The organism is Paenibacillus sp. FSL R5-0636 (assembly GCF_037974255.1).
Classification (GTDB): domain Bacteria; phylum Bacillota; class Bacilli; order Paenibacillales; family Paenibacillaceae; genus Paenibacillus_AQ; species Paenibacillus_AQ odorifer.
The window spans coordinates 2,754,210-2,776,616 of sequence record NZ_CP150232.1 but is presented as its reverse complement, the minus strand read 5'-3'; the positions used below and the strand labels follow the sequence as shown (position 1 = coordinate 2,776,616).

General features: G+C 43.7%; 23 protein-coding genes and 1 pseudogene. 2 read left to right on the top strand and 22 right to left on the bottom strand.

The genetic code is table 11. The features are described from left to right. Positions 1 to 106: 106 nt before the first annotated feature. From MKX34_RS12405 to MKX34_RS12395, 3 genes are read right to left on the bottom strand one after another with little or no spacing between them, the layout of a single operon-like run. Positions 107 to 568, bottom strand: a complete 462-nt coding sequence (locus MKX34_RS12405) for a DIP1984 family protein (RefSeq protein WP_038570144.1) — start codon at positions 566 to 568, stop codon at positions 107 to 109. After that, entirely contained in the window at positions 565 to 1,095 is a 531-nt protein-coding gene (locus MKX34_RS12400; protein WP_256715509.1) for a GNAT family N-acetyltransferase, read from the bottom strand. The genes MKX34_RS12405 and MKX34_RS12400 overlap by 4 nt, the downstream gene beginning before the upstream one ends. A gap of 2 nt (positions 1,096 to 1,097) precedes the next feature. Continuing rightward, positions 1,098 to 3,116, bottom strand: coding sequence for a Na+/H+ antiporter (locus MKX34_RS12395; protein WP_036685967.1), 2,019 nt, complete (start codon positions 3,114 to 3,116; stop codon positions 1,098 to 1,100). A gap of 250 nt (positions 3,117 to 3,366) precedes the next feature. Here MKX34_RS12395 and MKX34_RS12390 point away from each other — a divergent pair, with 250 nt between their 5' ends. Continuing rightward, on the top strand, positions 3,367 to 4,128 hold the full coding sequence (locus MKX34_RS12390; protein WP_076105511.1) for an MBL fold metallo-hydrolase: 762 nt from the start codon (positions 3,367 to 3,369) through the stop codon (positions 4,126 to 4,128). Between the two features lie 77 nt (positions 4,129 to 4,205). Here the strand turns inward: MKX34_RS12390 and MKX34_RS12385 are convergent, their stop codons facing one another. From MKX34_RS12385 to MKX34_RS12345, 9 genes are all read right to left on the bottom strand, one after another. Continuing rightward, a complete protein-coding gene (locus MKX34_RS12385) occupies positions 4,206 to 4,841 on the bottom strand; it encodes an NAD(P)-dependent oxidoreductase (RefSeq protein WP_076105510.1) in 636 nt (211 codons plus the stop codon). 18 nt (positions 4,842 to 4,859) lie between these two features. Then, the gene (locus tag MKX34_RS12380) at positions 4,860 to 5,738 is read right to left on the bottom strand and encodes a beta-1,6-N-acetylglucosaminyltransferase (protein WP_076105509.1); all 879 of its coding nucleotides are present in this window, start codon (positions 5,736 to 5,738) and stop codon (positions 4,860 to 4,862) included. An 82-nt stretch (positions 5,739 to 5,820) separates the two neighbouring features. Further along, the gene (locus MKX34_RS12375) at positions 5,821 to 6,687 is read right to left on the bottom strand and encodes a VOC family protein (RefSeq protein WP_076105508.1); all 867 of its coding nucleotides are present in this window, start codon (positions 6,685 to 6,687) and stop codon (positions 5,821 to 5,823) included. Between the two features lie 154 nt (positions 6,688 to 6,841). Then, complete coding sequence (locus tag MKX34_RS12370; protein ID WP_076105507.1) at positions 6,842 to 7,354, bottom strand: N-acetyltransferase; 513 nt, start codon at positions 7,352 to 7,354, stop codon at positions 6,842 to 6,844. Beyond that, on the bottom strand, positions 7,344 to 7,688 hold the full coding sequence (locus tag MKX34_RS12365) for a protein tyrosine phosphatase (protein ID WP_076100670.1): 345 nt from the start codon (positions 7,686 to 7,688) through the stop codon (positions 7,344 to 7,346). The genes MKX34_RS12370 and MKX34_RS12365 overlap by 11 nt, the downstream gene beginning before the upstream one ends. Before the next feature lie 36 nt (positions 7,689 to 7,724). Continuing rightward, positions 7,725 to 8,276, bottom strand: coding sequence for a GNAT family N-acetyltransferase (locus MKX34_RS12360; protein WP_076105506.1), 552 nt, complete (start codon positions 8,274 to 8,276; stop codon positions 7,725 to 7,727). Continuing rightward, complete coding sequence (locus tag MKX34_RS12355) at positions 8,273 to 9,031, bottom strand: peptidase E (RefSeq protein WP_081383956.1); 759 nt, start codon at positions 9,029 to 9,031, stop codon at positions 8,273 to 8,275. The genes MKX34_RS12360 and MKX34_RS12355 overlap by 4 nt, the downstream gene beginning before the upstream one ends. A gap of 5 nt (positions 9,032 to 9,036) precedes the next feature. After that, on the bottom strand, positions 9,037 to 9,639 hold the full coding sequence (locus tag MKX34_RS12350) for a GNAT family protein (RefSeq protein ID WP_051491425.1): 603 nt from the start codon (positions 9,637 to 9,639) through the stop codon (positions 9,037 to 9,039). A gap of 81 nt (positions 9,640 to 9,720) precedes the next feature. Beyond that, a complete protein-coding gene (locus MKX34_RS12345) occupies positions 9,721 to 10,455 on the bottom strand; it encodes a metallophosphoesterase family protein (protein WP_076105504.1) in 735 nt (244 codons plus the stop codon). Positions 10,456 to 10,573: 118 nt separating this feature from the next. Between MKX34_RS12345 and MKX34_RS12340 the strand changes: the two genes are divergently transcribed. Continuing rightward, entirely contained in the window at positions 10,574 to 11,002 is a 429-nt protein-coding gene (locus tag MKX34_RS12340) for a hypothetical protein (RefSeq protein WP_339205095.1), read from the top strand. A 50-nt stretch (positions 11,003 to 11,052) separates the two neighbouring features. Here MKX34_RS12340 and MKX34_RS12335 read toward each other — a convergent pair whose 3' ends face one another. The 10 genes and pseudogenes from MKX34_RS12335 to MKX34_RS12290 form a co-directional block, all read right to left on the bottom strand. Continuing rightward, the gene (locus MKX34_RS12335) at positions 11,053 to 11,577 is read right to left on the bottom strand and encodes a hypothetical protein (protein WP_076105503.1); all 525 of its coding nucleotides are present in this window, start codon (positions 11,575 to 11,577) and stop codon (positions 11,053 to 11,055) included. A gap of 175 nt (positions 11,578 to 11,752) precedes the next feature. After that, positions 11,753 to 12,175, bottom strand: a complete 423-nt coding sequence (locus MKX34_RS12330) for an Rrf2 family transcriptional regulator (protein ID WP_076100677.1) — start codon at positions 12,173 to 12,175, stop codon at positions 11,753 to 11,755. A gap of 349 nt (positions 12,176 to 12,524) precedes the next feature. Next, on the bottom strand, positions 12,525 to 13,352 hold the full coding sequence (locus MKX34_RS12325) for a hypothetical protein (RefSeq protein ID WP_081383957.1): 828 nt from the start codon (positions 13,350 to 13,352) through the stop codon (positions 12,525 to 12,527). A 378-nt stretch (positions 13,353 to 13,730) separates the two neighbouring features. Next, positions 13,731 to 14,336: pseudogene (locus MKX34_RS12320) on the bottom strand (4'-phosphopantetheinyl transferase superfamily protein); the annotation flags it as partial. Positions 14,337 to 14,377: 41 nt separating this feature from the next. Further along, positions 14,378 to 15,802, bottom strand: a complete 1,425-nt coding sequence (locus MKX34_RS12315) for a radical SAM protein (protein WP_076105502.1) — start codon at positions 15,800 to 15,802, stop codon at positions 14,378 to 14,380. Positions 15,803 to 15,820: 18 nt separating this feature from the next. After that, positions 15,821 to 16,564 carry a hypothetical protein gene (locus tag MKX34_RS12310; protein WP_036685943.1) on the bottom strand — a complete coding sequence of 248 codons (744 nt, stop codon included), beginning with the start codon at positions 16,562 to 16,564 and terminating at the stop codon, positions 15,821 to 15,823. 21 nt (positions 16,565 to 16,585) lie between these two features. Beyond that, the gene (locus MKX34_RS12305) at positions 16,586 to 17,758 is read right to left on the bottom strand and encodes an FAD-binding oxidoreductase (RefSeq protein WP_076105501.1); all 1,173 of its coding nucleotides are present in this window, start codon (positions 17,756 to 17,758) and stop codon (positions 16,586 to 16,588) included. Continuing rightward, positions 17,755 to 18,762 (bottom strand): hypothetical protein, encoded by a 1,008-nt coding sequence (locus MKX34_RS12300; RefSeq protein WP_076105500.1) that lies wholly within the window; start codon positions 18,760 to 18,762, stop codon positions 17,755 to 17,757. The genes MKX34_RS12305 and MKX34_RS12300 overlap by 4 nt, the downstream gene beginning before the upstream one ends. Next, positions 18,755 to 19,033 (bottom strand): acyl carrier protein, encoded by a 279-nt coding sequence (locus MKX34_RS12295; RefSeq protein WP_081383958.1) that lies wholly within the window; start codon positions 19,031 to 19,033, stop codon positions 18,755 to 18,757. Before MKX34_RS12295 ends, MKX34_RS12300 begins: the two co-directional genes overlap by 8 nt. Next, the gene (locus MKX34_RS12290; RefSeq protein ID WP_076105499.1) at positions 19,034 to 22,375 is read right to left on the bottom strand and encodes a non-ribosomal peptide synthetase; all 3,342 of its coding nucleotides are present in this window, start codon (positions 22,373 to 22,375) and stop codon (positions 19,034 to 19,036) included. Between the last annotated feature and the right edge of the window lie 32 nt (positions 22,376 to 22,407).

Sequence of the window (22,407 nt, the reverse complement as noted above, 5' to 3'; positions counted from 1 at the left end):
TCAGATTTGGCCCGGCATCTGTCAATTTGTCCAACTTTCCCTGTTGGCGGGTTGCGCTCGCCTTTATGAAGATCAGTTACCTTCTGCTGTGATAAAGCTTAGCTTATTACGGTGTAAGTAAGTCTACCGTCCAGTTTTTCTCCTGAATTTTAAAATCCAACTCCCGATAAGACTTAGACAGTTCATCAATCTGCTTCTGAATCTGGGCGACATCCACCGTTCTCTGGAAACGAACCTCAGAGCGGCTGTACCGATCCTGAGTGATCGATGCTTGCTCAAGCAAATCGCTAAAAAGCTTCCGCAGCTGAAGCATTTTATCCCGTTCGGCTAGGGCATCGGCAATACTCCACTTCTCATTGAAGGCCACAGATGAATTCGTTCGATTAATTGCTCGAATCAAAATCGTCTGCTCGTTAACAGCTATTTCCAGCTCACGCAAAAGAGCCTCCGGCTGCTCTGCCGGTTCTTCCCCTTCCTGCACCTTAACGACCCGATCGAGCCGCTGCTTTAGCTGCGCGATTTTACGAGTAAGATCACTTCGGTTCACTAATGCTTCCGCAAGTTTCATATTTGAGTTCCCCCTAAGATTTTCTGATAGCTGGCGATATCCAGTCTTCGACCAAATTTACAGCCAATCTCCTTGAAGTAGGCGCATTGTTCATATCCATTCTTTGAGAAAAGCTGGCGACTGCGTTCATTCTCTGCGCAAACGGTAGCTACTAACACATGGAAATCCAGTTCGGCAGCTCTCTCTTCAATAAAGCGTAAGGCATGCTGTCCTATTCTTTTACCCACACAAGCCAGTTTCAAATACACGCTGATCTCCCCAGAGCTATCATAAGCCGGCTTACTCTTATGTCTAGCAATCAGAACATAGCCCTGAATAACATTGTCCCAGGATAATATAACGTATGATTTAAACCGCGGATCATCATTCATCACTGATTGCCGCATTTCGTCCAAACTTAAAGGCTCGGTATGAAAAGAAACCGTAGTGTTCAGCACGTAATAGTTATAAATATCGAGTACATCCGACAGATGCTCTTCGCGAATTTCAGTGAATAACAAACTTTCTCCCATTACTTTGTTCAACACAGCTAATCCTCCCAAATGGATGTTTCCAAATGATCGACGAACTTGCGTAATTTACCGGCTAGCTTGCGGTTAATGGTTCCATCCTGGTACATTTGCTGGACCTTATCCCGTTGCTCCTGAATAGCTTTCAGTTTCAATTCCAGCTTTTGATCATCAACAAGACCATCTTTAGTCCAGCCTTGTCCCTGCTGGAGGCGTGAGATCAGCTTTTCGTAACTGTCTGCGACCTTCTCAGCTGCTTTACGGTTGTTCTCATTCTTACTTGCATTAATAGCAGCAATCGCTGCATGAGACATAGAGATCTTAGCTTTTCTGGCACACTCAGCCTGTTGCAGCATCAGTTGACTAGCTTCCCCTTCATTCTGGCCAGAGAACATCCCCGCAAACAGCCGTCTAATCTCCGTAATGGAGATTCTGATCTGAGAGTTTAGACTTCTGGCTAGAAAGACTTCACTATGATCCAAGAATTCTTCCATCTTCAGCGCCACTGAGGCAGGAATCTCATTGTTGGCCAGCAATTGGCTCAGCTCTTTGCGTTCGGCATGCAGACCCACAATCCTTGCTTCAACCCCAAGTCGGCGGAAGTTCTCCAATGCGGGGTCATTCGCCTGATCTTCGCGGTTAAGACTATAAACTTTTTCTTTAAACTCACTCAAAGCTGGCAATGCAGATTCCTTGCTCTCTTCTGTCATCATACTTTGAAGCAAGGTTATCCCGGCGGCAACAACCTTAGATTTGGCCGCCTGCTCAACCTCAGTATCACCCGGTTCAGCAACCGGCTCTTCTTTACCTGCGAGAATTGGTAAAAAGATACTAGCGATCAGCAGTGACATCAGAATCACACCCGCAGCGATAAAGATAATTAGATCACGTTCAGGAAAAGGTGAGCCATCCCCTAACACAAAAGGAATCGAGAAGGCACCGGCTAAAGTAACCGCGCCTCGCACTCCTGAAATTGTCAGGATTAGCATAGACTTAATAGACGACTTTTCCATTTTTTGCAGGCCGGCGCCAGCCAGGGAGAACACATACACCCATATAAAACGCAGCACAAAAAGCAGCAACGTTATCGCTAATACATAACCAATCACCATAAGATTGTCCACAGCTGTATCCCGGTAGATCACTTCAATAACATCTGGAATCGACAACCCGAGAATAAGGAAGACCAAGCCATTCAAGATGTAGAGCAGCACAGACCATGTGCTGGCGGACACCAGCTGTAGCTTATACTGTGGCGAAACTGCACGGTCCTTCTCGACCGCATGAATTATGCCTGCTGCAACCACAGCTAAAATACCGGATACCCCAATTTCTTCACTAATCAGATACACAATGAAAGGAGTCAGGATTTGCAGCAGCACATGCACTGTGATGTCCTCCATCCCCAGTCTGCGAATAAATACGCTGAACCGAATCAGGAGGAACGCGAGTATTGCTCCGACAATTAGTCCACCTAGAGCAATAATCACAAAGCTAATGGAGGCTTTCGGCAAAGAAAATATGCCTGTAACAGCTGCTGCAATAGCGAAGTTAAACGCAACAAGACCAGAGGCATCATTCATCAATGATTCACCCTCTAGAATACGATGAATACTCTTGGGAAGATGTACTCTCCCAGCGATTGCGCTTACCGCCACAGCATCTGTCGGCGATAAGATCGCTGCCAGCGCAAAAGCAGCTGCGAGTGGAATGGTGGGGATCATCCAGTTAATGGAATATCCAGCGATAAGCACTGTAGCAAATACCAAGCCTAGTGCCAGCATTAAGATTGGAGCACGCAGGTTCCATAACTCATTTCTTGGTGTTCGCTTTCCGTCATTGAACAAAAGCGGCGCAATAAATAACACGAAAAACAACTCTGGCTCCAGTGACATATGTATACCCAAAGGCAATAGTACGACCACTACACCCAAGCCAATTTGTATTAAGGGTATCGGCACGAAGGGAATGAATCGGTTTATGATGTTGGATATTGCGATAAGCCCAAGTAGGACGAGTACAACTAGAAATGTCTCCAAACCACATCAACTCCCTTTTTTTTATTTGATTATTATATCGCAAAGCTTTAGGCAAGGGCAAAATCTAGCAAAAGATTCTCAATAATAAAATCCCCTACAAATTCCACAAAAATTCCATCAGGTATATATTGACATAAATATTTATTTGTGTTATAATAAAATATTTACCTATTGTGTTCGTTTATAGTTTTGAGTAATATATGCATTAGCCTCACGGCGTCGCTCTTATTATCAATCACGGAGGGATATTATGTACATTGCTCAAGGAATAGAAATGCTCGAGATTACAGCGCAGGTTATGGGTGGAAAAGACACGATTTACCCCACGCTACTCTGGGATGGACATGCCGCCGTACTCGTCGATACCGGATTCCCGGGTCTACTCTCTAATTTCAAAGAGGCTCTAAAAGAAGCGGATGTGCCTTGGCAGAAGCTCCGCACCCTTATTATCACGCATCAGGATTTAGACCATATTGGTTGCCTCCCTGCCCTATTGGCTGAAGAAGATCTAGAGCTTACTGTTCTGGCTCATGAAATTGAGCAGCCCTATATTCAAGGAGAGCGAATGCTCCTTAAGCACACTCCCGAAGCATTAGCGGCGGCAGCGGCTATGATCCCAGCTCATGTACCTGAGGAGTGGCGGCGTGCCTTCCTCTCTGTATTAGCCCATCCTCCTAAAGGAAAAGTGGATCAAACGCTTGTGGATGGAGAAAAGTTACCTTTTGCCGGTGGAATTACGGTGATCCATACCCCAGGCCATAGCCCAGGGCATCTCAGTCTTTACCATCATGATAGCCGTACACTTATTGCTGCCGATGCCTTGACCGTTCAGAATGGCGAGCTACAGGGTCCCACTCCTTCCGCCACACCTGACATGGAGCTGGCTTTGTCCTCTCTGACCAAGTTCTCTGAGTATGAGATCGATACGGTCATTTGTTATCACGGCGGACTCTACCGCGGAGATGCAAACAGACGTATTGCTGAACTAGCAGAAGGAAAAGGAAAGCTGTAATTGTACAAAAGAAGACAGAGCCTGAAATCCGGCTCTGTCTTCTTTTTTCATATATGATCGCTATTCTTAATTATCACTTAAGACTCTGAACCCACCGTAAACCGTTCACGAATATGCTGCGGCTGTTCGATTTCATCAACAATAGCAACGGCATAGTCTTCGTAGCTGACATAACTCTCGCCTTTGGAGTTCACCAGAAGATTATCCTTACCTTTTACATAAGAGCCCGTTCTTGTGCCAATGGCAAAATTAGCAGATGGACTAACAAAGGTCCAAGAGAGTGAATCTGTTCCTTGTAGTATCTCCAAATTCTTAGCTTGATTCGTCGCTGTTGGCTTAATGAAGTCAGGAAAGTCATTCGTATCCGCTACTTTAAGCGTTTTGGCTTCATCTACATATAGACTTCCTGCACCGCCAACTACAATCAATCTTGTATCGGGCGAAGCCTTCAAAGCTTCAATAAGCACATTCCCGGCATCCACATGCAGATGTTCTTGTCCAAACGGCGCACTAAAAGCATTCACAACCACGTCGAACCCCTGCAAATCTTCAGTGGTAAGCGCAAATACATCCTTTTCGATGACATTCGCTTTCCTATTTGTTACTTTAGATGCATCCCGTACAATCGCTGTAACTTCATGACCTCTATCCAACGCTTCCTGCGTAATTCGACTTCCAGCTTTTCCACTTGCTCCAACAACTGCGATTTTCATATGATTGTCCTCCTGAGTTTACGATGTTTTCGCTTTAGTATTTATATCAAGAAGCTCCTGAACGATGGTTCTATCGATATCGAGATCAAATTTTCTCCCCCAAAAGCATTCCGTGCCCCGTTGAGTGATCCGATCATAGTCTTCTATCGTTAGTGTTCTAGGATAATCCGGTCCTGTTTCCCAATCTGTATACCGCTTAATTTCATTCAGTACATGCATCTTATAAACGCTATTCAAAATTATCGTATGGAAAAAGATTTCATCTCCACATAAAGTGTTCCTAAAAAATCTGACGTATTCCGGAGAGCTTTTTGTAAAATCCAAGATGTATTCCATACATTCACCTGTAATTGACATCCAGTTCGAGCCTTTATATAAACCTTTCGGCAAAGCGCCTAATTTTCTTTGCAGAAACGGAACGCTCATAATTAGTTTAATGTACCTCATTCTGATCGCTGTCATACGCCGGGTCCTTGAGATGAGGAACCTAGGATAATAAACTGAGACCCGCTCGTAACATCCCCAAGTTTCCGCTGCATTAGGCAGTTGCAAATACTTCACAAATTCCTTACCCTCATTCATCTTAAAGAAATCTAGAATCACTTCATTTGAAGCTAGAGGCAGATCCTGACCGCTTAAGATGTGAATATAATTGAAATCCCCATGTTCTTTGATCAGCGAAAAGCACTTCAAAATGCATTCAATCTGGCTGTAATGCCCCCACTGCACATCAATAGGCTTTTCCACAAAATGAATATCGTTACGATGAATAATATCAGCCTCAATATTACTTTTCTGATCGACATGCAGGAAAAACTCTACGGACTCGTTAGTTAAACTATCGATTAGCATATTGACCTGCTCCGGATTTTTATGACAGAGAATTATATACGCCATTTTGAATGCTTCCAACAAACTTCACCCTTCCGCCCACCTATTTCCAATATTATAAAATAAATGGACGAAAATGGATATAGATTTATCTTTCTAAAACAAGTCTGATTCCAATGTTCCATGGATCTTGGAATGTAGGATTTCCATTCACTTCTGTAACTGCGTAACCAGCCTGCCGAACTCGCTCCACCACAGCGTTACGTTCCTCTTCATTCGCAAGAATTAAAGTGAAATAATCAATCCCTACAGTATCAGCTGGAGCCGCAGGTGCACCCTGTCCGGCCCAAACATTCAGCCCGATATGGTGATGATAACCACCAGCAGAGATAAACATAGCAGCACTTCCATAATTGGCTGTTAGTTCAAAACCAAGCAAATCGACGTAGAAGGCTTTCGCCTTATTTAAATTCCCCACATGAAAGTGTACATGCCCAATCACTGTTCCTGCTGGCAGCCCGTTCCATGATAAACCTTCAGAAGCTGCCAATAGTCCATCTACATCCACTGGATCAGTGGACATCATTACATGCCCTTCCGCATCATATTTCCATTCATTCTTAGGACGATCTCGATAAATTTCAATCCCATTATTGTCTGGGTCCTGAATATACAGTGCTTCACTGACCAGATGATCGCCCTGCCCCACCTCAATCCCCGAAGAGATCAAATTACGCACAACCAATCCAAGGCTGGGACGATCTGGAACAAGGATAGCAAAATGATACAACCCAGCCACAGAATTAGGACGGATCACCCGCGCATTTTCAATCTCCCGCAAAATCAATAACACATTCTGACCGTCAGCGGTCATTTCAACTTCGCGGCCAGTCTGCCGTAAAACGCTTAATCCCACAACATTCTGATAAAAGGTGAGCGAACGCTCCAAATTGCTTACTCTAATCTGCACCAGACCGATCTGAGTGTCTGGTTGAAGTATTGTTTTAGTCTTCATTATAAATTCCTCCTAATCGCGCTGTAACTGTTATAGTTACAAATTAACTATCTTTAGTATAGTTACCTTCTATATGTTTGTCAATTACCTATAAAAAAATCATGTCGACTGGTTCACAGCCAAACATGATTCACAAGAACATATAAGAAGTAATTCAAAAAAAGGTTTCCGGGTATTTCAACTCTCCCTTAATCCTCTGCAGTACGCCTTCCTTCAGCTCACAGACCATAAAGACATTCTCCGGTACCTCAAATTGCTTCAACTCAAGCCCATGTAGTCCTGCGGGTTGAAATCCGAATCTCGGGTAATATTCAGGATGCCCGATCAAAAAGACAAGCTCATATCCGAGCGTTCTACATCTTTCTAACCCTTCTTGGATCAGCGCCTTGCCGATTCCTTGCTTCTGAACGTTCGGCAGAACAGCTAATGGGGCTAACGCAATCACATCAGATAACTTCTCCCCATCTTGAACTACAGCCTTACTTAACAGTAGATGTCCTACAATCTCATTATCCTTTTCCGTTACAATCGAGAGCTCCGGGATAAACCCCTGCGAATTTCTAATGTTTTCGACCAACCGCGCTTCATCTTCCCGATCACCAAAAGCCTTAACATTCACTTGAAATACTCCATTATAGTCTGCCACAGTTTCTGTTCTAATTCTCATTTTTGTTGCTCCATTCCAGAAAATATTCGGATACACTGGATTCCAGAAGGCCGATCAAATCTTCATCCATATACTTATAGTCATCAGCTATGTTCAGGCAAATTATTTTTTTGCCAATTACACAACCTCTAAATTTATCTTGAATTCTTCGAACATGTTTCTTCTCCATCACAAAAATCACATCCGCCCAACCCAAATGCCCTTCAGAAATTTTGATTCTGGCATGATCTTCAGTCCCTGCAGATCTCACTTCATGACCATCAATTCCTTGAAAGATCTTCTCCGCAGTTAGACTCCGCCAGCGATTCTGGCTGCAGACAAACAGTAGTTTAATAAGTGCACCTTCCTTATCCGATTGTTAAAAAGATATTTATTGTCTCGCCTGCTTCGTGTATTCAATCAACCAACAATCTCTTAGCTCTCCTTCATGTTGCTCGTGCTGTTCAAGGTATTTCTTCTTCACAAAGCCAATCTTCTCATATACTCTAAGGGATCTCTTATTCCAGGCTTGCGGGTCCATGACAATTTTGTCCGCTTGTTTTATTTCGATAAGATACTTAACCGTTTCTTTAATGAGCCGTGAACCAATTCCTTGATTCCATAAATCAGGCTCGCCAATGAACTGGTCCATCCCAAAGATTTGACCTTTGAATCCCACGTAGCCGTACACCTCTAATTCTTCATCATCTATAAGATAGAACTGGAGATAACCTATATCCCGCTCCTTGTATTGCACTATACACCGCGTGACTTCTGCTTGCTCGTCGTAAAAATGCTCCCTCACCAGCTCCAAATCATGCGGGCGATCACGGCCTTCATAGAACTCCAGTACAACGGGATCTGAGAGCCATTTTACAAGTAATGCGGCATCGTTTAACTCAAGTGTTCTCAGTCTGATCTCTTGCTTTTCAAAAATAATCATAACGCGCCATACAGTTCATAAAGAGGTCTGTAGCTTGGATGTTCTTCTATTTCCGTTACGACAACACCTTGCTCGGAGTCAATCACACGGTAGGCTTTAGCTTCTTCTCTGGTCGACATCACTTTATATTCCTTATCTTTATAGATGATTGCACAATTGTTATCCACCGCGATTCCCGGCAGACCTCCACCTTTAACCATGCGTGTAAAATCTTCAACCCGAATATCCTCATTATAATGCGGACAATGAATGCCCGGCAGAATCCCCATGGCTGCAAGCTTGATATACTGCCATTCCCCCTGGTCGTCGAACGCTTCAGAGTCACTATGCCCATATTCAAACCAACAGATGGAACCTGCGCTAAGCCCGGCCAATACGGTTCCAGAGGAATAAGCTTCTTTCAAAAGCGTATCTACCCCTGTATTTTTCCAAATCTCCAGCATCTTTCGGGTATTGCCTCCACCAACATAAATCAAATCAGCAGCTGTAATTAAATCTGTAATCTCATCCTGAGTGTAGGTTTGGCTCACAAGCAATAAGTGACTTATTTCACATCCGAGAATATCGCCATATACTTTGCTAAAAGTATCACAATACCCCGGCGCATCACTACTGGCTGTTGGAATAAATAACACCTTCGGCTTAGCCTTTTGAGTTAGCTGCACAACTTCACGATCAATTTCCAGCGTTTCAAGCTCGATTAACTCTCCCCCGCCAATAACTACGATAGTGCCCATGTTTTCCCCTTCTTTCACCAGGATTACATCCTATTGCTTACTCTTGGCTTACCGATGCTTGCAAAATATTCCTCTGCCAAAATGCTGTAAATCTCCAGATCCACCAGCCCTTTACCTGACCATACATGCGCCTGCCTTAACGTGCCTTCTTTCGTAAAGCCATTTTTCAAAAGCACCCGCTTCGATCGTTCATTAAAGGGCATAACCTCAGCTTGAATTCGATTGACTTCTGCAGTCTCAAATAAATATTTCACCACTAACTGAATGGCCTGAGCTGCAATCCCTTTGCCCCAATAAGGTTCCGCCAAAAAGTAACCGATCGTCACCATATCCACCTTTTGATTAAAATCCATAACTTCGATGATACCTAGCAGTATGTAAGGGTTATTTTTGAGGAAAATCCCCCATTTCACTCTCACCCCTTTGGTAAAATCACGTTCGAAATGGCCGATCATATTCTTGACTGTATCTTTATTATGTTTCGGAATAATCCCACAGTACTCAAACACTTGATCATTGCTATATATCCCAAATACCTCATTAAGGTTGCTGACTTCAATCTTTTTCAGTAATAATTGCTCGGATTCCAAAGTAGGGAATTGCTCAAATACGTGACTAAGCTTCAATTTGTTCCCTCCATTACTTTTTGATGGCTTGGATTAAGGTTGCAGTTTGATTTTTTGTTTCCTTTATTATCCTTTCCTTTATTATCCCCGGACACTTCCCCTGTACTGCGCGGTTCTAAGCTCACGAATATAAGGCTCTGCAGCTGGCATATCTGCCTCAACGGCCTGTTGAACGGCTAACTCGATGTCATAAGGCACTCTTACAAATTGCATATTTAAAGGAGCTGCTGACCCTCCCATGTATTCTCCCTCCATAATCACATAAGATGCCTGGGTTAAATCAAGCGGATTCCCCACACTGCCTACATTAAATAAAGTCTTGCCTTCTAAATGTTGAATAAAAGCATTATGAATATCCCCGTAACCTACGATATCCGCTTGTCGTTTCTCCTGGCAGAGATCAGAATAATCAAACAAAGATAATCGCTTTTCATAATCATCCCAAGGTTGAACACGTTCATACAGGCTTCGTGGCGAAGCATGAAATAATCGCACAAATTTACCACTTATCATAAACTCAATCGAAAACGTCAACGTGCTTAAATAATCAAGACGTTCTTGACCTAATAACCCGCGGCACCACCGAGCCATCTCAAAATCAACATCCTGATTCATTAAATCATCCCAGTTCCCCATAACACTGATTTCACAATTCTTTTTTATGATATCAACGGCTAGATCTGAGTTCGGTCCTTTTCCAACAATATCGCCTAAACAAAATACTCTGCTGATTCCCCGCTGCTGGATGTCATCTAAAACGGCCGTAAGGGCCGGTATATTTCCATGAATGTCTGAGATTATTGCAATTTGCTCCACTGTAGAACCTCCGTATATATTGATCTTTAAAAAAGTTACTTATCCTAATTCTAATTGTACTGCATCAGCGACTGTTGCTCATTTATAGGGCTTTTTGCTTCTCATTTTGCTACTTTGGATGATTTCAGCCAAATCTGAGGCATTTATACCGTACATTCCACCATTCCAGCCACTTCAGCCCATTTCAACGGCATTTATACCGTACATTTCACCATTCCAGCAACTTCAGCCCATTTCAACGGCATTTATACCGTACATTTCACCATTTCATCCACTTCAGCCCATTTCAACGGCATTTATACCGTACATTCCACCATTCCAGCAACTTCAGCCCATTTCTACGGCATTTATACCGTACATTTCACCATTTCAGCTACTTCAGCCCATTTCAACGGCATTTATACCGTACATTTCACCATTTCATCCACTTCAGCCCATTTCAACGGCATTTATACCGTACATTTCATCATTCCAGCGACTTCAGCCCATTTCAACGGCATTTATACCGTACATTCCACCATTCCAGCCACTTCAGCCCATTTCATAGGCATTTATACCGTACATTTCACCATTCCAGCTATCTTGTTCTAGTCCCACTTAATCTTTTGTAAACTTTATGGATTGTAAAATATCCTCTATCCTCTTCATGTCTTCTTTATGTACTTCATCCACACTGTAAGGGAACTGCACCATAAATGACATTTCCGGTTCCTCAATAACGTAATAGATAGCTTTCCCTTTACTCCCTTCCTCTTCGAATACTTCAGTTTCGTACTTTATGGACTCTAACCCGCCTAAACTAGCTTTACTTTTTGTCAGCTCCGCCCCGTTGTTGTAATTCGTTTGGGCATCCTCGAGCCATTTGTTGACAAGCTCCATATCCTTAGGCTTAAATCCAAAGAGCATTACTCCTGGACCTTTAAGTCCCTCAGCAGGTTTATAATCAGTCGTAGAGACTATCAACCATAATGGCGCTCCATACTTCTCAGTTACAACCCAATGATCCGGATAGTTAAAGGTGATTCCAAAATTCGCATCCTCGTATTTAGTGGTATCCCTTGATTCATTACATCCGGTAATCATTACCATAATTAGTAGTATAGGCAGTAATTTCTTTAACATTCTTTAGCTCTCCCTCAATGTATGTATGTATATTATCTTTAATCCGGCTTCTAAATACAGATTCTATATTCCCTCTTACTTCCCTTCTTTGTCCATAAACCTAATTAAGCAAAAAAAGACCAGAATCACGTTTTCACATGTTCTGGCCTTCCTTCTAAGCTATGATATGGAGTAATCATAATTCAGGCATTTCATTCACAATCTGCTCCAATGTAACCTCCTGGAGAACATTCTCCATTGCTTTTTGGGCGAGCGAGAACACAGGTACAATTGCACTGGCTATATTCTTGCCAACAGGACAATCGGGATTAGGATGCTCATGGACAGAAAACAACGAGTCCTCTTCCACCGCATTAACTGCTTTATAAATCTGCAGCAGCGTAATCTCGGATGCGCTACGCGTAAGCGAAGCACCTGCGACTCCGGGGCGGGCATTTACTAGTCCTGCTTTTTGCAGCATACTCGTAAGCCGACGGATAACTACAGGGTTTGTGTTTACGCTACCAGCTATCCACTCCGAAGTGCTTTTGCCTTCTTTATTGCTGTCAATCAACGTTAATATATGAATGGCTACCGCAAATCGGGTGCTAATATTCATAGAAATCTCTCCTTCTGCCTTGCTGCAAAACATCATTCAGATGCAACTATAATAGTTACATTTCATGCGTTTGTCAAACTTTTGAGGATATGAACAACTTAAAATCTATCAATATTCTCCATATAGATTAGGATGGTATATTTTCATAAAAAAAGATCGCTGGGCAATATTTTTAATAATAACAGTTGTCTTTGAATTTATTAATATAACTTACAGTTTAATATTCGAACAATCCATAGAATGGTTTTCTTTGATTATCTTAATTCTCTTTGTTTCTTTAATTGTTAATTCTAATAAAAGTAAAAACAAAAAAAATGATTAAATACAACTGCCAAATGGCACTCGTATCCTAAGTATCTTTTCCTATGTTATCGAATTCCTTTAGAATCTCAGCCACCTGGGCAGCATATTTTTTACTCAGACGCGATTTGCCAAGATTACTCTTCACAATCTTAATGATTCGGGCATCTCGGCTCTTTGCAAATCTCTCCAGCATAACAAAGCCTTCTTCAGGCTCATTCGCCACAAATACACTCAAGCTGTATTCAAGTCCCTTAGATAATACACGAAAATGCTCAGCGTCCTCATGTTGCGCTCCCCCACCATCTATACTCTCCATGATTCGGGCAGCCAACTGAAGACAATATAGCGTATTTTCTTTCTTTTTTAAAAGAGGAGGATGCGCTAATGCCGCTACAAAAGCCCGTTGTTCAAGCCTGTTCGCACCTTTCTCCCACATGTCAATCAGCTGCCTGAGCAGGGTGAAATCATCCTCCCCTATACTTTGCAGCGCCATAGCAGACGCTTCACGCACCCTCCATCTCGAATCATTCATAGCTGTCTTAATGCTGTTTTGAATCACTACTTGCTGTTCTTCTCCAGCGTAACTGTAATAAGCACCGAACGCCCTAACCGCACAAAACGGCAGAAACTCACGGGGATCATTCACCCCAGCTTCAGCTTCAGTAATATTAGTCCAAGAGACGAGCAGCTCCCAGCCTGTATCTGTTAGATTAGGATGCGCGAATTGTTTGGCGAAATGGTCTGAGAGCTCCAAATTCACTCGTGGTCCTGGGAGTTTACTCTCCTGCATCATCAAATCATTAAGCTGTACCCACAGCTCCTTATCGTTTACCCATTGCTGAAACGGCACTTCAATCATCTTTTGCTCAGCCATCTCTGGTCCCCTCCGATAGTTATCTTCAGATTCGAACGATTCCTTGCATCGCGTATGCGAGTTTCCTGTTCCATCAATATTTGATCAAATCTCCAGCATTAATCACTCATGGACATTTTACATCACATCAATGGCTTATGCATATAACCGATGAGGGAATATTAACACCTTGGCAGAAAACTTCAAATCTAGATAAAGCGAAAACGTGCAAGACAAAAAGCAACTTATCTGTAGATAAGCCGCTTCTCTGTAACAAGTTCAATATCACCTAGGCTTAGATCGTTAAAAAGCATCCAATAGTTGCATGCAATCCTGGTGAAATTGGCATTGGTTTACCACTGAAACCTCCCCGGGAAATAAGGGGTTTTGCGCACATACGGCTAATTTATATTTCTCATCAATATGATACTGCTTAAAGTGATACAATCCGATTGCGTCATGGTTCTCCAATTGAATTCCGTTGTTTAAACGAAACGAAAACGAGTTCAATGGAAGAGATAATCCCTTCCCTATCGCTTTGATATAGCTTTCTTTAAGTGTCCAAAGGTCAAAGAAAAGACTCATCCGACCCATCTCTTCACATTCCGTCAATTGGACATATTCATCTTGCGAAAAAAAACGCTTAGCAATATTAAGATCGGCTTGCTGAATCTGCTCAATGTCAATACCGATCGGCAATTCATCTAATGCGCAAACCACCCATTCTCCTGAATGCGAAATATTAAACTCTACAGTACCCCCCCTTTTTTTTAGGGAGGGTTTTCCGTAGACATTTGTAACAAACTCGATATCGCGGTTGTTCACTTTTAACCGTTTATTTAAGCTTACACGAACCAGCAATTCAGCAATAAGAGAATGCTGCAACGCTTCCACTCTTTTAAAGCGTTTAAGCCGCTCTCTCTTTTGTTGGGGGATGCGCCACATTAATGTTTCTAACGCAGGTTCAGATATTAGCTCAGCCACCTTCACCCCGAAAATCTCCATCGCTCATCGCTACTCCTTCAGCTCATAAGTACTTGCGAATCCTATTCATGAAAGGACAACACGTCATTCTCTATAAAAGCAGCTTTCTCTACAATTTTCCGCTTATAATTCCTTACTTTTGCATCATCTTTCTCTCCTTGAAGTGCAAAAAAACTATCCCGTGTTTCATCAGAAATTCCCCAGAATTTTTGCATCACCAAGGAAGTATGCATGTAGCTTTCTTCACCATCTTTATAAATTCCAAAATCAAAAAGCTGTTCCTTCACCTGTTCATATAGCTGTGTGCCAACATAAGGAACATTGATATTTATCACATAATTATCAGCCTTTAAGGCTTTAAAAAAAGGTAACATCTCTATATAATCTTGGTCATTGAATCCAGGGCATCCCAGCAAAATATAGGCTGTCCGTTTGATTCCCGCCTCCGCTGCCATGCGGAAAGCTTCCTCGACTTCCGTCAATCTAATTCCTTTATTCACCACTTGCAGCATCCTTTGGTTGGCCATTTCCACACCAAATTTCAAATGCACGCACCCCGACTGCTTCATCTTATCAAGGATATTCTGTCTCACACAAATGTCCACGCGCGCCTCTGCCCACCAGTGAAACTCAGGGTACTCCTCTTTTAGTTCAATCAGCAATCTAAGCATTTCTGAAGTGCGTTTGCCTAAGCCCGGCAGAAAGATCATATCTGAGAAATAAAATCCAAATACATGCATACGTTCAATGCGGTAGCGGATTTCGCTAACAAAACGTTCGGGAGACATAAAGGAGACATTGCAGCCGCGCAGCGAGGGCTGATAACAGAATGTACAGCGTTTGGGGCACCCGCGCATAGACATAATGTAGTCCCAGTCTTCCGGCTTATTTTTCTGCGCTAAATATGAATCTGTCAGTATCGGAAGATCGTTTAATTGCTGGGCCCATTTAACAGGCAGCATTCCCCTTGCATTCCCCTCTACTACAGAAACCGCAAGATCCTCGCCTTCTCCAACAATGATCGTATCCAAATCAGCCGTGTCCTTCAGCTTGGCATGTTTAAGCAAATGTCCATAACCAATACAGGTAACCTTATCTCCCCATCTCTTCTTTATCTCTTTTGCAAGGTATGCACAGGACTGAGTACTTCCAAGTTCGACAGTAGGCATCAGAACATCGCCAACACCAATAAACACATAATCAGGCTGAAAGCGCTCTAGCTCATTTATGACCATATCAAAGCTTTCATGCCCCCGAGTACAACGTTCCTGCATAAGCCAGCTGTTCATAGTCATACTGTACCGCTCTGTATAATCATGATCATCTGGAGCATTATCGCCATTAATTAACGTGACTGCATGACCCCTACGATGCAATATCTCCGCTATGTAATGCATAGCAGGACTGATCCTATTGTTTTTCGACTCAATAAGCCGGTAAAACGGGGGAATAACACAGGCTACTCTTTTACTCTGACGATCTGCCATTGATTTCGGCCTCCATTGTTAAATTTTAGTGAAACTGAGGTCTGAATCTGAGACGATGGAAGAACCGACTTTGGCAGCGGAACCGGGAAGTGTTCCAAATCTGGCACCCAAAAAACTGGCAGAGAATTGGGGCATCCAGCCATGCACATTAAAGCAGCCATTTCGGTCAAAACCGGCAATTAACATTCCCGAACGGTCGTATCTCCCTCTTGGAAGCCAAATCCAGTATTCCGAATCCGGGGTATTACCTGTCAAGAATCTCACTCTAGCCACGAAAAGAAGATACCTTTCCAAACTAAAGTTAAGATCCCCGCTGTCTTCCACTAAGTGTGCAACCTCTAGCCCTGTGTGTTTCATTAATGAAGGCGACAGCGCAGCCGATGTTCGAATCCAGCAATCTTCCTGCTCCGTTGCGGCTGTCACAAGTGGATCTTTTAAGGCCCAGCTTGAAATTCTTGTAAGCTCACCAATCTGTTCCCGTGTAATTCCCTTGGGAAAGCACAAAATAATTTCTCCATTTTCTCTCGATGAACGAATCTCTTCGCTTGTAAAAGGACAAGGCGATAGTTCGAATTTTCTGCCAATGATCTGATCTACCCCCATCCCACGATACCAGGATTCAAGCTCCAGACGCAGCATTTCGGGATCATCCGGTGAATGCTCAAGGTTTGCGGTAAACCGTTTGAGATCCGTCCGCTGAAGCACATTTGCGTTTAGCATATTATCTATAAGCTTTAACATTTGGTTCTTAGAGTTCTCCATTTCAATAAACCTCCTATACTTCTAAATCTTGTAGTATTCATTAATTTTTCTGCCTGCTGCAGTTAGCCAGCGATTGGACCGCAATGATGATATGTCTAATGTTTGTGCCGAATTCCCGGCTATTTCTTCACTGATTAGGAGTCCGGCGGCCGGGCTGTGCATAAAACCATGTCCGCTGAATCCTGACGCATGGTAAAACCCTTGGATTTTGTTATCAGCGCCCAGCACCGGATGGGAGTCCGGCGTGTCATCATAATACCCTCCCCAGCAGGATTTGATGGTTGCTTCCTGGAGACGAGGCAGCCGACGAAGAGCAGCTTCCAGATGTTTATATTCCCATTCCGGGTCTGAGTAGCTATAATCCGGATCTTCGCATCCCCCTGCAACAAAGGGCTTATTTAAGCCCGTTAACAGACCGCCTGTCTCCTTATGTAAGCCCAGACCTTCCCCGGGGAACACAATAACGGGAAAATCGGCGGGCAGCCATGGGAGCACATCTGTAACCAACAACTGCTGATGGCAGGGGATTACCGGCAACTCAATTCCGGCTTTAGCAGCCACAAATTTGGACCAGGGGCCCGTAGCATTTACAACAACTCGCGAAGTTATCGCTCCTTCTGACGTTACCACTTGCTGTATCTCGGAACCGTCAGTAATAAAGTCCGTTACAGCGACTCCAGGATAATATTTGACACCCAGCTCTCTGGAGAGCCGAATATACGTGCTTGTAATCTTATTGGGATCGATCAATCCATCCTGCTTATTGTAAGTTGCACCGGTTACATCCTCTAGAACCAGCATCGGCAGCTTCTTTTGAATCTGCTTAGGCTCCATCCATTCCGTTTGCACACCCAACCTTTGCTGCAAAAGCATCGCATCATAAAACTCAGAAAGATTATCTTGTGCCGTGAAAATAAACATATATCCGCACTGGTCCATTTCATCCTGAACAAGGTTATACGAATCAAGCTGCTCCAGCAATCGAAAACTTAACTTGGACAATTCAATATTTATCTCCGTTGTAAACTGACTTCGCATCCCGCCTGCGCAGATAGATGTGGTTGCTCCGCCTAAACTTTCGCTTTTCTCAAGCACTACCACATCGGTTATTCCTTTTTTGGCTAAATAGTAGGCTGTACATGCCCCGACTGCCCCAGATCCAATAATAACAACTTCACATTTATCGGGTATCACCGAGAATTCTCCTTTTCTTCTATTTTGCTGATTACAGTACTAAACTCTTTCAAAAGCGCTGACAGAAGCGCGCGCTCTTGCACATCGATACTCTCCACTGTGCGTGCAGCGATCCGCAACAGGTTAAGGTCAGGCTCAAGATGATATTTCACCAAAATGTTTCTGAGAATAAGAGTGGTTTCGTATATATCCTCATAGCCTTTCATAATGAAATCAGAAAGGTTATATCCACATTGAGATAAATATCCAAGCCTGTTAACCATGCATTTTTTGTGCTCCCAGAGTAAATGAAACGGACGAACACAATAGAAAATTTCGTTACGCGCCAACCTATCTAAATAGTCTAGCAGCGCTCCATACACCTTCATTCCCCAACACGAACCTCCATCTGTTCCCGGGCAGGTTACCATGGTTTCTGGCTGGCGTGAATAGTAATAATCCGCTAGGCTTGCGATCAGTGTAGTTGGCTCAAAATGCATCTTATCAGCTTCATTTAGCCGGACAGAGCGAATCGAACGCCGTTCGAATGCATGAGCGCGCAGCGATGATATGATCTGATCGGCGGGAAGCTCATGAAACTCGAAGATTTTATCGTAATCCGAGCCAGCAATACTAAATGTATGACTAAGATCATCATAGCCGTAAATCATAAAATTCCTTTCGAAATGAACCTTATTAAAATAGTGCTTACCTTCTATATAAAATTCATCCAAGCTTACTTCGACATACTCCTTCTCGGCCAGACAATCCAAGATCTGTTTTACAGCAACACGTTCAGGACCAAGCCTGATCTCTTTCAAATTCAGATAGGGGAAATGCCCCAAAGATTGCTCGGGTGACAGAAATTCAAGATCCATCACATCCATATTCGCTCCAAGATACAAATGAATATAATGGTTATGCAGCCAATCCATCTTTCTAGAGCAGACTTCTACTACACTGAGCAGATGAGAGCTGTTCATGCTGCTGTTCACCATAGGGTACTTGATCGGCAGGTTAGGCATCTGTGGCACATCCTTCACCATTTTTACTCCAGAGATATGCCGTTAAATCTCCAACCGTAGGAAAATGTCCTGCTACCAAAAGGTAAGGATCAAAGTCCAATTGCAACGCCCGCTCAACTTCAACAATAAATTTGATGTAAGTAAGCGAATCCATTTCCAGATCTGTGAACACACTTTCGGGCTCCAAGGAAATATCACACTTTACAAATAGGCGCAGCAATACCTCCACCCGCTGTTGTATTTGGTCCATCATATCCTCCCCGTCCATCATTTATCTCTGGCCTAATGTTCCTTCGCCTACTTGCAAAATTTCTTCCAACGACATTCCTAATTGAGATAACACTGATTTCGTCAGCTGTCCCTGGGCTGCAGCAGAGGACGGTTCAGCAAGCATGTCCGCCATTCTTGCAATCGTAAATTCGCCTAGGTACAACTCCATAATGGTTATGTTTGTATTGAATCTTTTGTTGACAATACTAACTAGCTTTAGAGCTAATAACGAATGGCCGCCCAGATCAAAAAAATTCTCGGCAATGCCGATCGCACGGCCCTCCAAACTCAACAACTCTTGCCAGATAGATTCTATCTCTGCCTGAAACTCATTTTTAGGAAGTAGAGCGCTGCTCGCTTCTTTAAATCTCACATCAGGCAGCGGAAGCGCCTGGCGATCAACCTTACCATTTCGATTTAACGGAAATCTCTCAAGTCTCATAAAGATGCCAGGAATCATATAGGCCGGCAAATAAGCTCTCGCATAGTTTCGCAGCTCCGCAGCGGCAATCTCTTCATCGCTCACATAATAGGCAATCATAAGCTGCCCCCCGTTATTCTGCTTGAGCGGATGGACAAGAATCTCTTTGATCCGGTTGTAACGGCGAAATACGGCCTCGATTTCACCCAGCTCTATCCGCGCACCGTTGAGCTTGATTTGTTGATCTGTTCTTCCCCCATAAATAATCGTGCCGTCTTCGAGGAATTTGCCCATGTCTCCTGTGCGGTACAGACGTTCAGCAGCAGGATGTCTGGAGTAAGGATTGGGTACAAAACTGCGGTTGGTCAGCTCTTCATTTCCGATGTATCCTAGGCCCACTCCTATTCCACCAATGCATATTTCTCCGTAAACCCCAACGGGAACCGGCAGAAGATACTTATCCAGAATGTAAATTCGGAGATTGGAAATCGGTTTGCCGATCGGAACACTTGAATGGCCTCGGCTCTCCGCACAGTCCCAGCAGGTTACATCAATGGCCGCCTCAGCGGGCCCGTACAAGTTGAACAAATGCGCAGCGGATTTTGAGAAAAAAGAATCACGTAATGTGGTACTCAGCTCTTCTCCACTGCAAATGACATTTTTAAGTGAAATGCAGCTTTCTATTGGAAAGGAGTCCATAAACTGCTGCAGTAACGCCGGAACAAAATGAATCGTCGTAATATGCCTCTCGACAATCACATTCCCAATATATTCAGGATCATGCGGTTTATCCGGTCGGGCTAATACCAATTCCGCTCCATGCAGTAATGGCCACAGCAGCTCCCATACTGCCACATCAAAAGTGAGCGGTGTCTTCTGCAGCACTTTATCGGTCTCATCCAAACCAAACTGCTGCTGCATCCAAAGAAGCCGGTTGTATAATCCCTCATAGCTGTTCATCGCGCCCTTCGGGGTTCCGGTTGAACCGGAAGTATAGATAACATAGGCTAAATCGCTGGGTTCGACCGGCTCATTGTGCACAATTTCACACCTTAAGTCAGCTGAATAAGAGCTAATCCCGACGAGGACCACCTTATGCATCGGTTTAAACAGAGCCGCATATTGTTCCTGGGTGATGATCAGTGCACACGACGACTCACAAATCATATGGGCCAGACGTTTGGAGGGCAGCTGTGGATCAAGCGGCATAAATGCCCCGCCGCATTTAATTACCGCCAGAATTGAGGTGACTAGCTCAACAGATCTCTCCAAGCCCAACCCAACAAGGCTGCCACGCCCGATCCCCAATTGTATCAGCCTCGAAGCAAGCATATCTGAGGCCAGATCAAGCTCCTCATAACTCATGTTGTCTTCTTCGCTCAAAAATACAGCCCGCAGATGACTATGCTTCGCAGCTTGTTTTTTGATCTGGCTTATGAACCTTCGGCTGTCCAGACAGCCGAAATCCGTACAAGTATCATTCCATTCGTAGATCACTTTATTGATTTCTTCCGCGGTCAAAAACATGTGGCTGCTAACCGTAGCCTCCGGTCGCTGCAGCAGCTGCTGGAGAATGTTAATGTAGTGGTAATGGAATTGCCTCAATGAGGCCGCGTACCATTTATCATTGTTGTATTCGTAAAATAATTGCACTCCGCTTCCGGTATCATTAAGCCCAATCGTCAGGTCAAAGGCCGAAGAGCTTTTATCTGCCTTTAACGCTTCAACAGTTAGGTTGGATAACTCCAAATCCGTTTTGCCGCTCTGCACATAAGTAAACATCGTTTGAAACAGCGGATTTTCCCCTGGCCTGCGATCTGGATGCATAATACTGACCAGCTTGTCGAAAGAGACTTGTTGATAGGCAATGCCCTCATTAATTGTTTCTTTCTCTTTATTCAATACTTCAAAGAAGCTGTCTTCAGTCTGCACATTGGTGGTGAGTGGCAAAGTATTGGCAAAAAAACCGATAAGATTCCTTACTTCAATGCGGTTACGGTTAGCCATGGTTGAGCCGATAATCAGGTTAGACTGGCCGGTATATCTAAACATCAGGACCCGGTAGGCTGCGAGCATAACGTTATAGACCGTGAATTCGGGGTGACGTTTTATAAAATCCAGCATTTCATTATAGGCATCCTGCGGCAACTCTCCCCCATAATTGCACTCCGAATCGGTTGGCCCAGCAGCTTCAGGCATTGCCGCAAGGTTTAAATCAAGCCGTGTATCTGCCGAAGCTAACTTGTTGCTCCAATAATCCATTAGTGTTGGATTGCCGGCATTTGCAATATATTTTTGTTCCCAGACCGCATAAGCAGAATACTGTACCGGCAATTCAGGCAAGCGTGCCACCCTGCCTTCTTCCAAAGCGTTGTAGATCTCCCTGAATTCATTTGTAAAAATATCCAGAGACAACGCATCTGAAATGCTGTGATGGAAACGAAATATCAGTAAATGCTCGGTTGGGCTCATCTGCACCAGTACCGTCTCAAATAAAGAGCCTCCATTTAATTCGAACGGTTTATTAATCTCCATTGCCAACCAATCCAACGCCTGTTTCTCCATCTCTGACTCAAGACAATCCAACCGCTCAATCCTGACCGCTGCGGGCTGTGGAACCGTCTTTTGGTAAGGCTCCCCGTCTTTTTCGTAAAATACAGTGTCTAAAATTCGATGCCTTTCCTTCAATATACCCAGACATTCAGTCAAGTGTTTATAATTCAGACAACCCTTCAAGCGGTATTGTATCGTCATATTGTAAGCGGAGCTGGCAGGGTTCAATTGATGCAAAAACCATAATCTGCGCTGAGCGCCGCTCAGCGGAATATCGGTTAAATCGGAATCAGCACGGATAGGAGGGAGACTTCTATGCATTCGCTCGGCCTGCAGCAGCGCTTCCCAATTTGATAAACCTCGAGTCATACTTCATCCTCCCGATTCTTGGAATTAAAAAT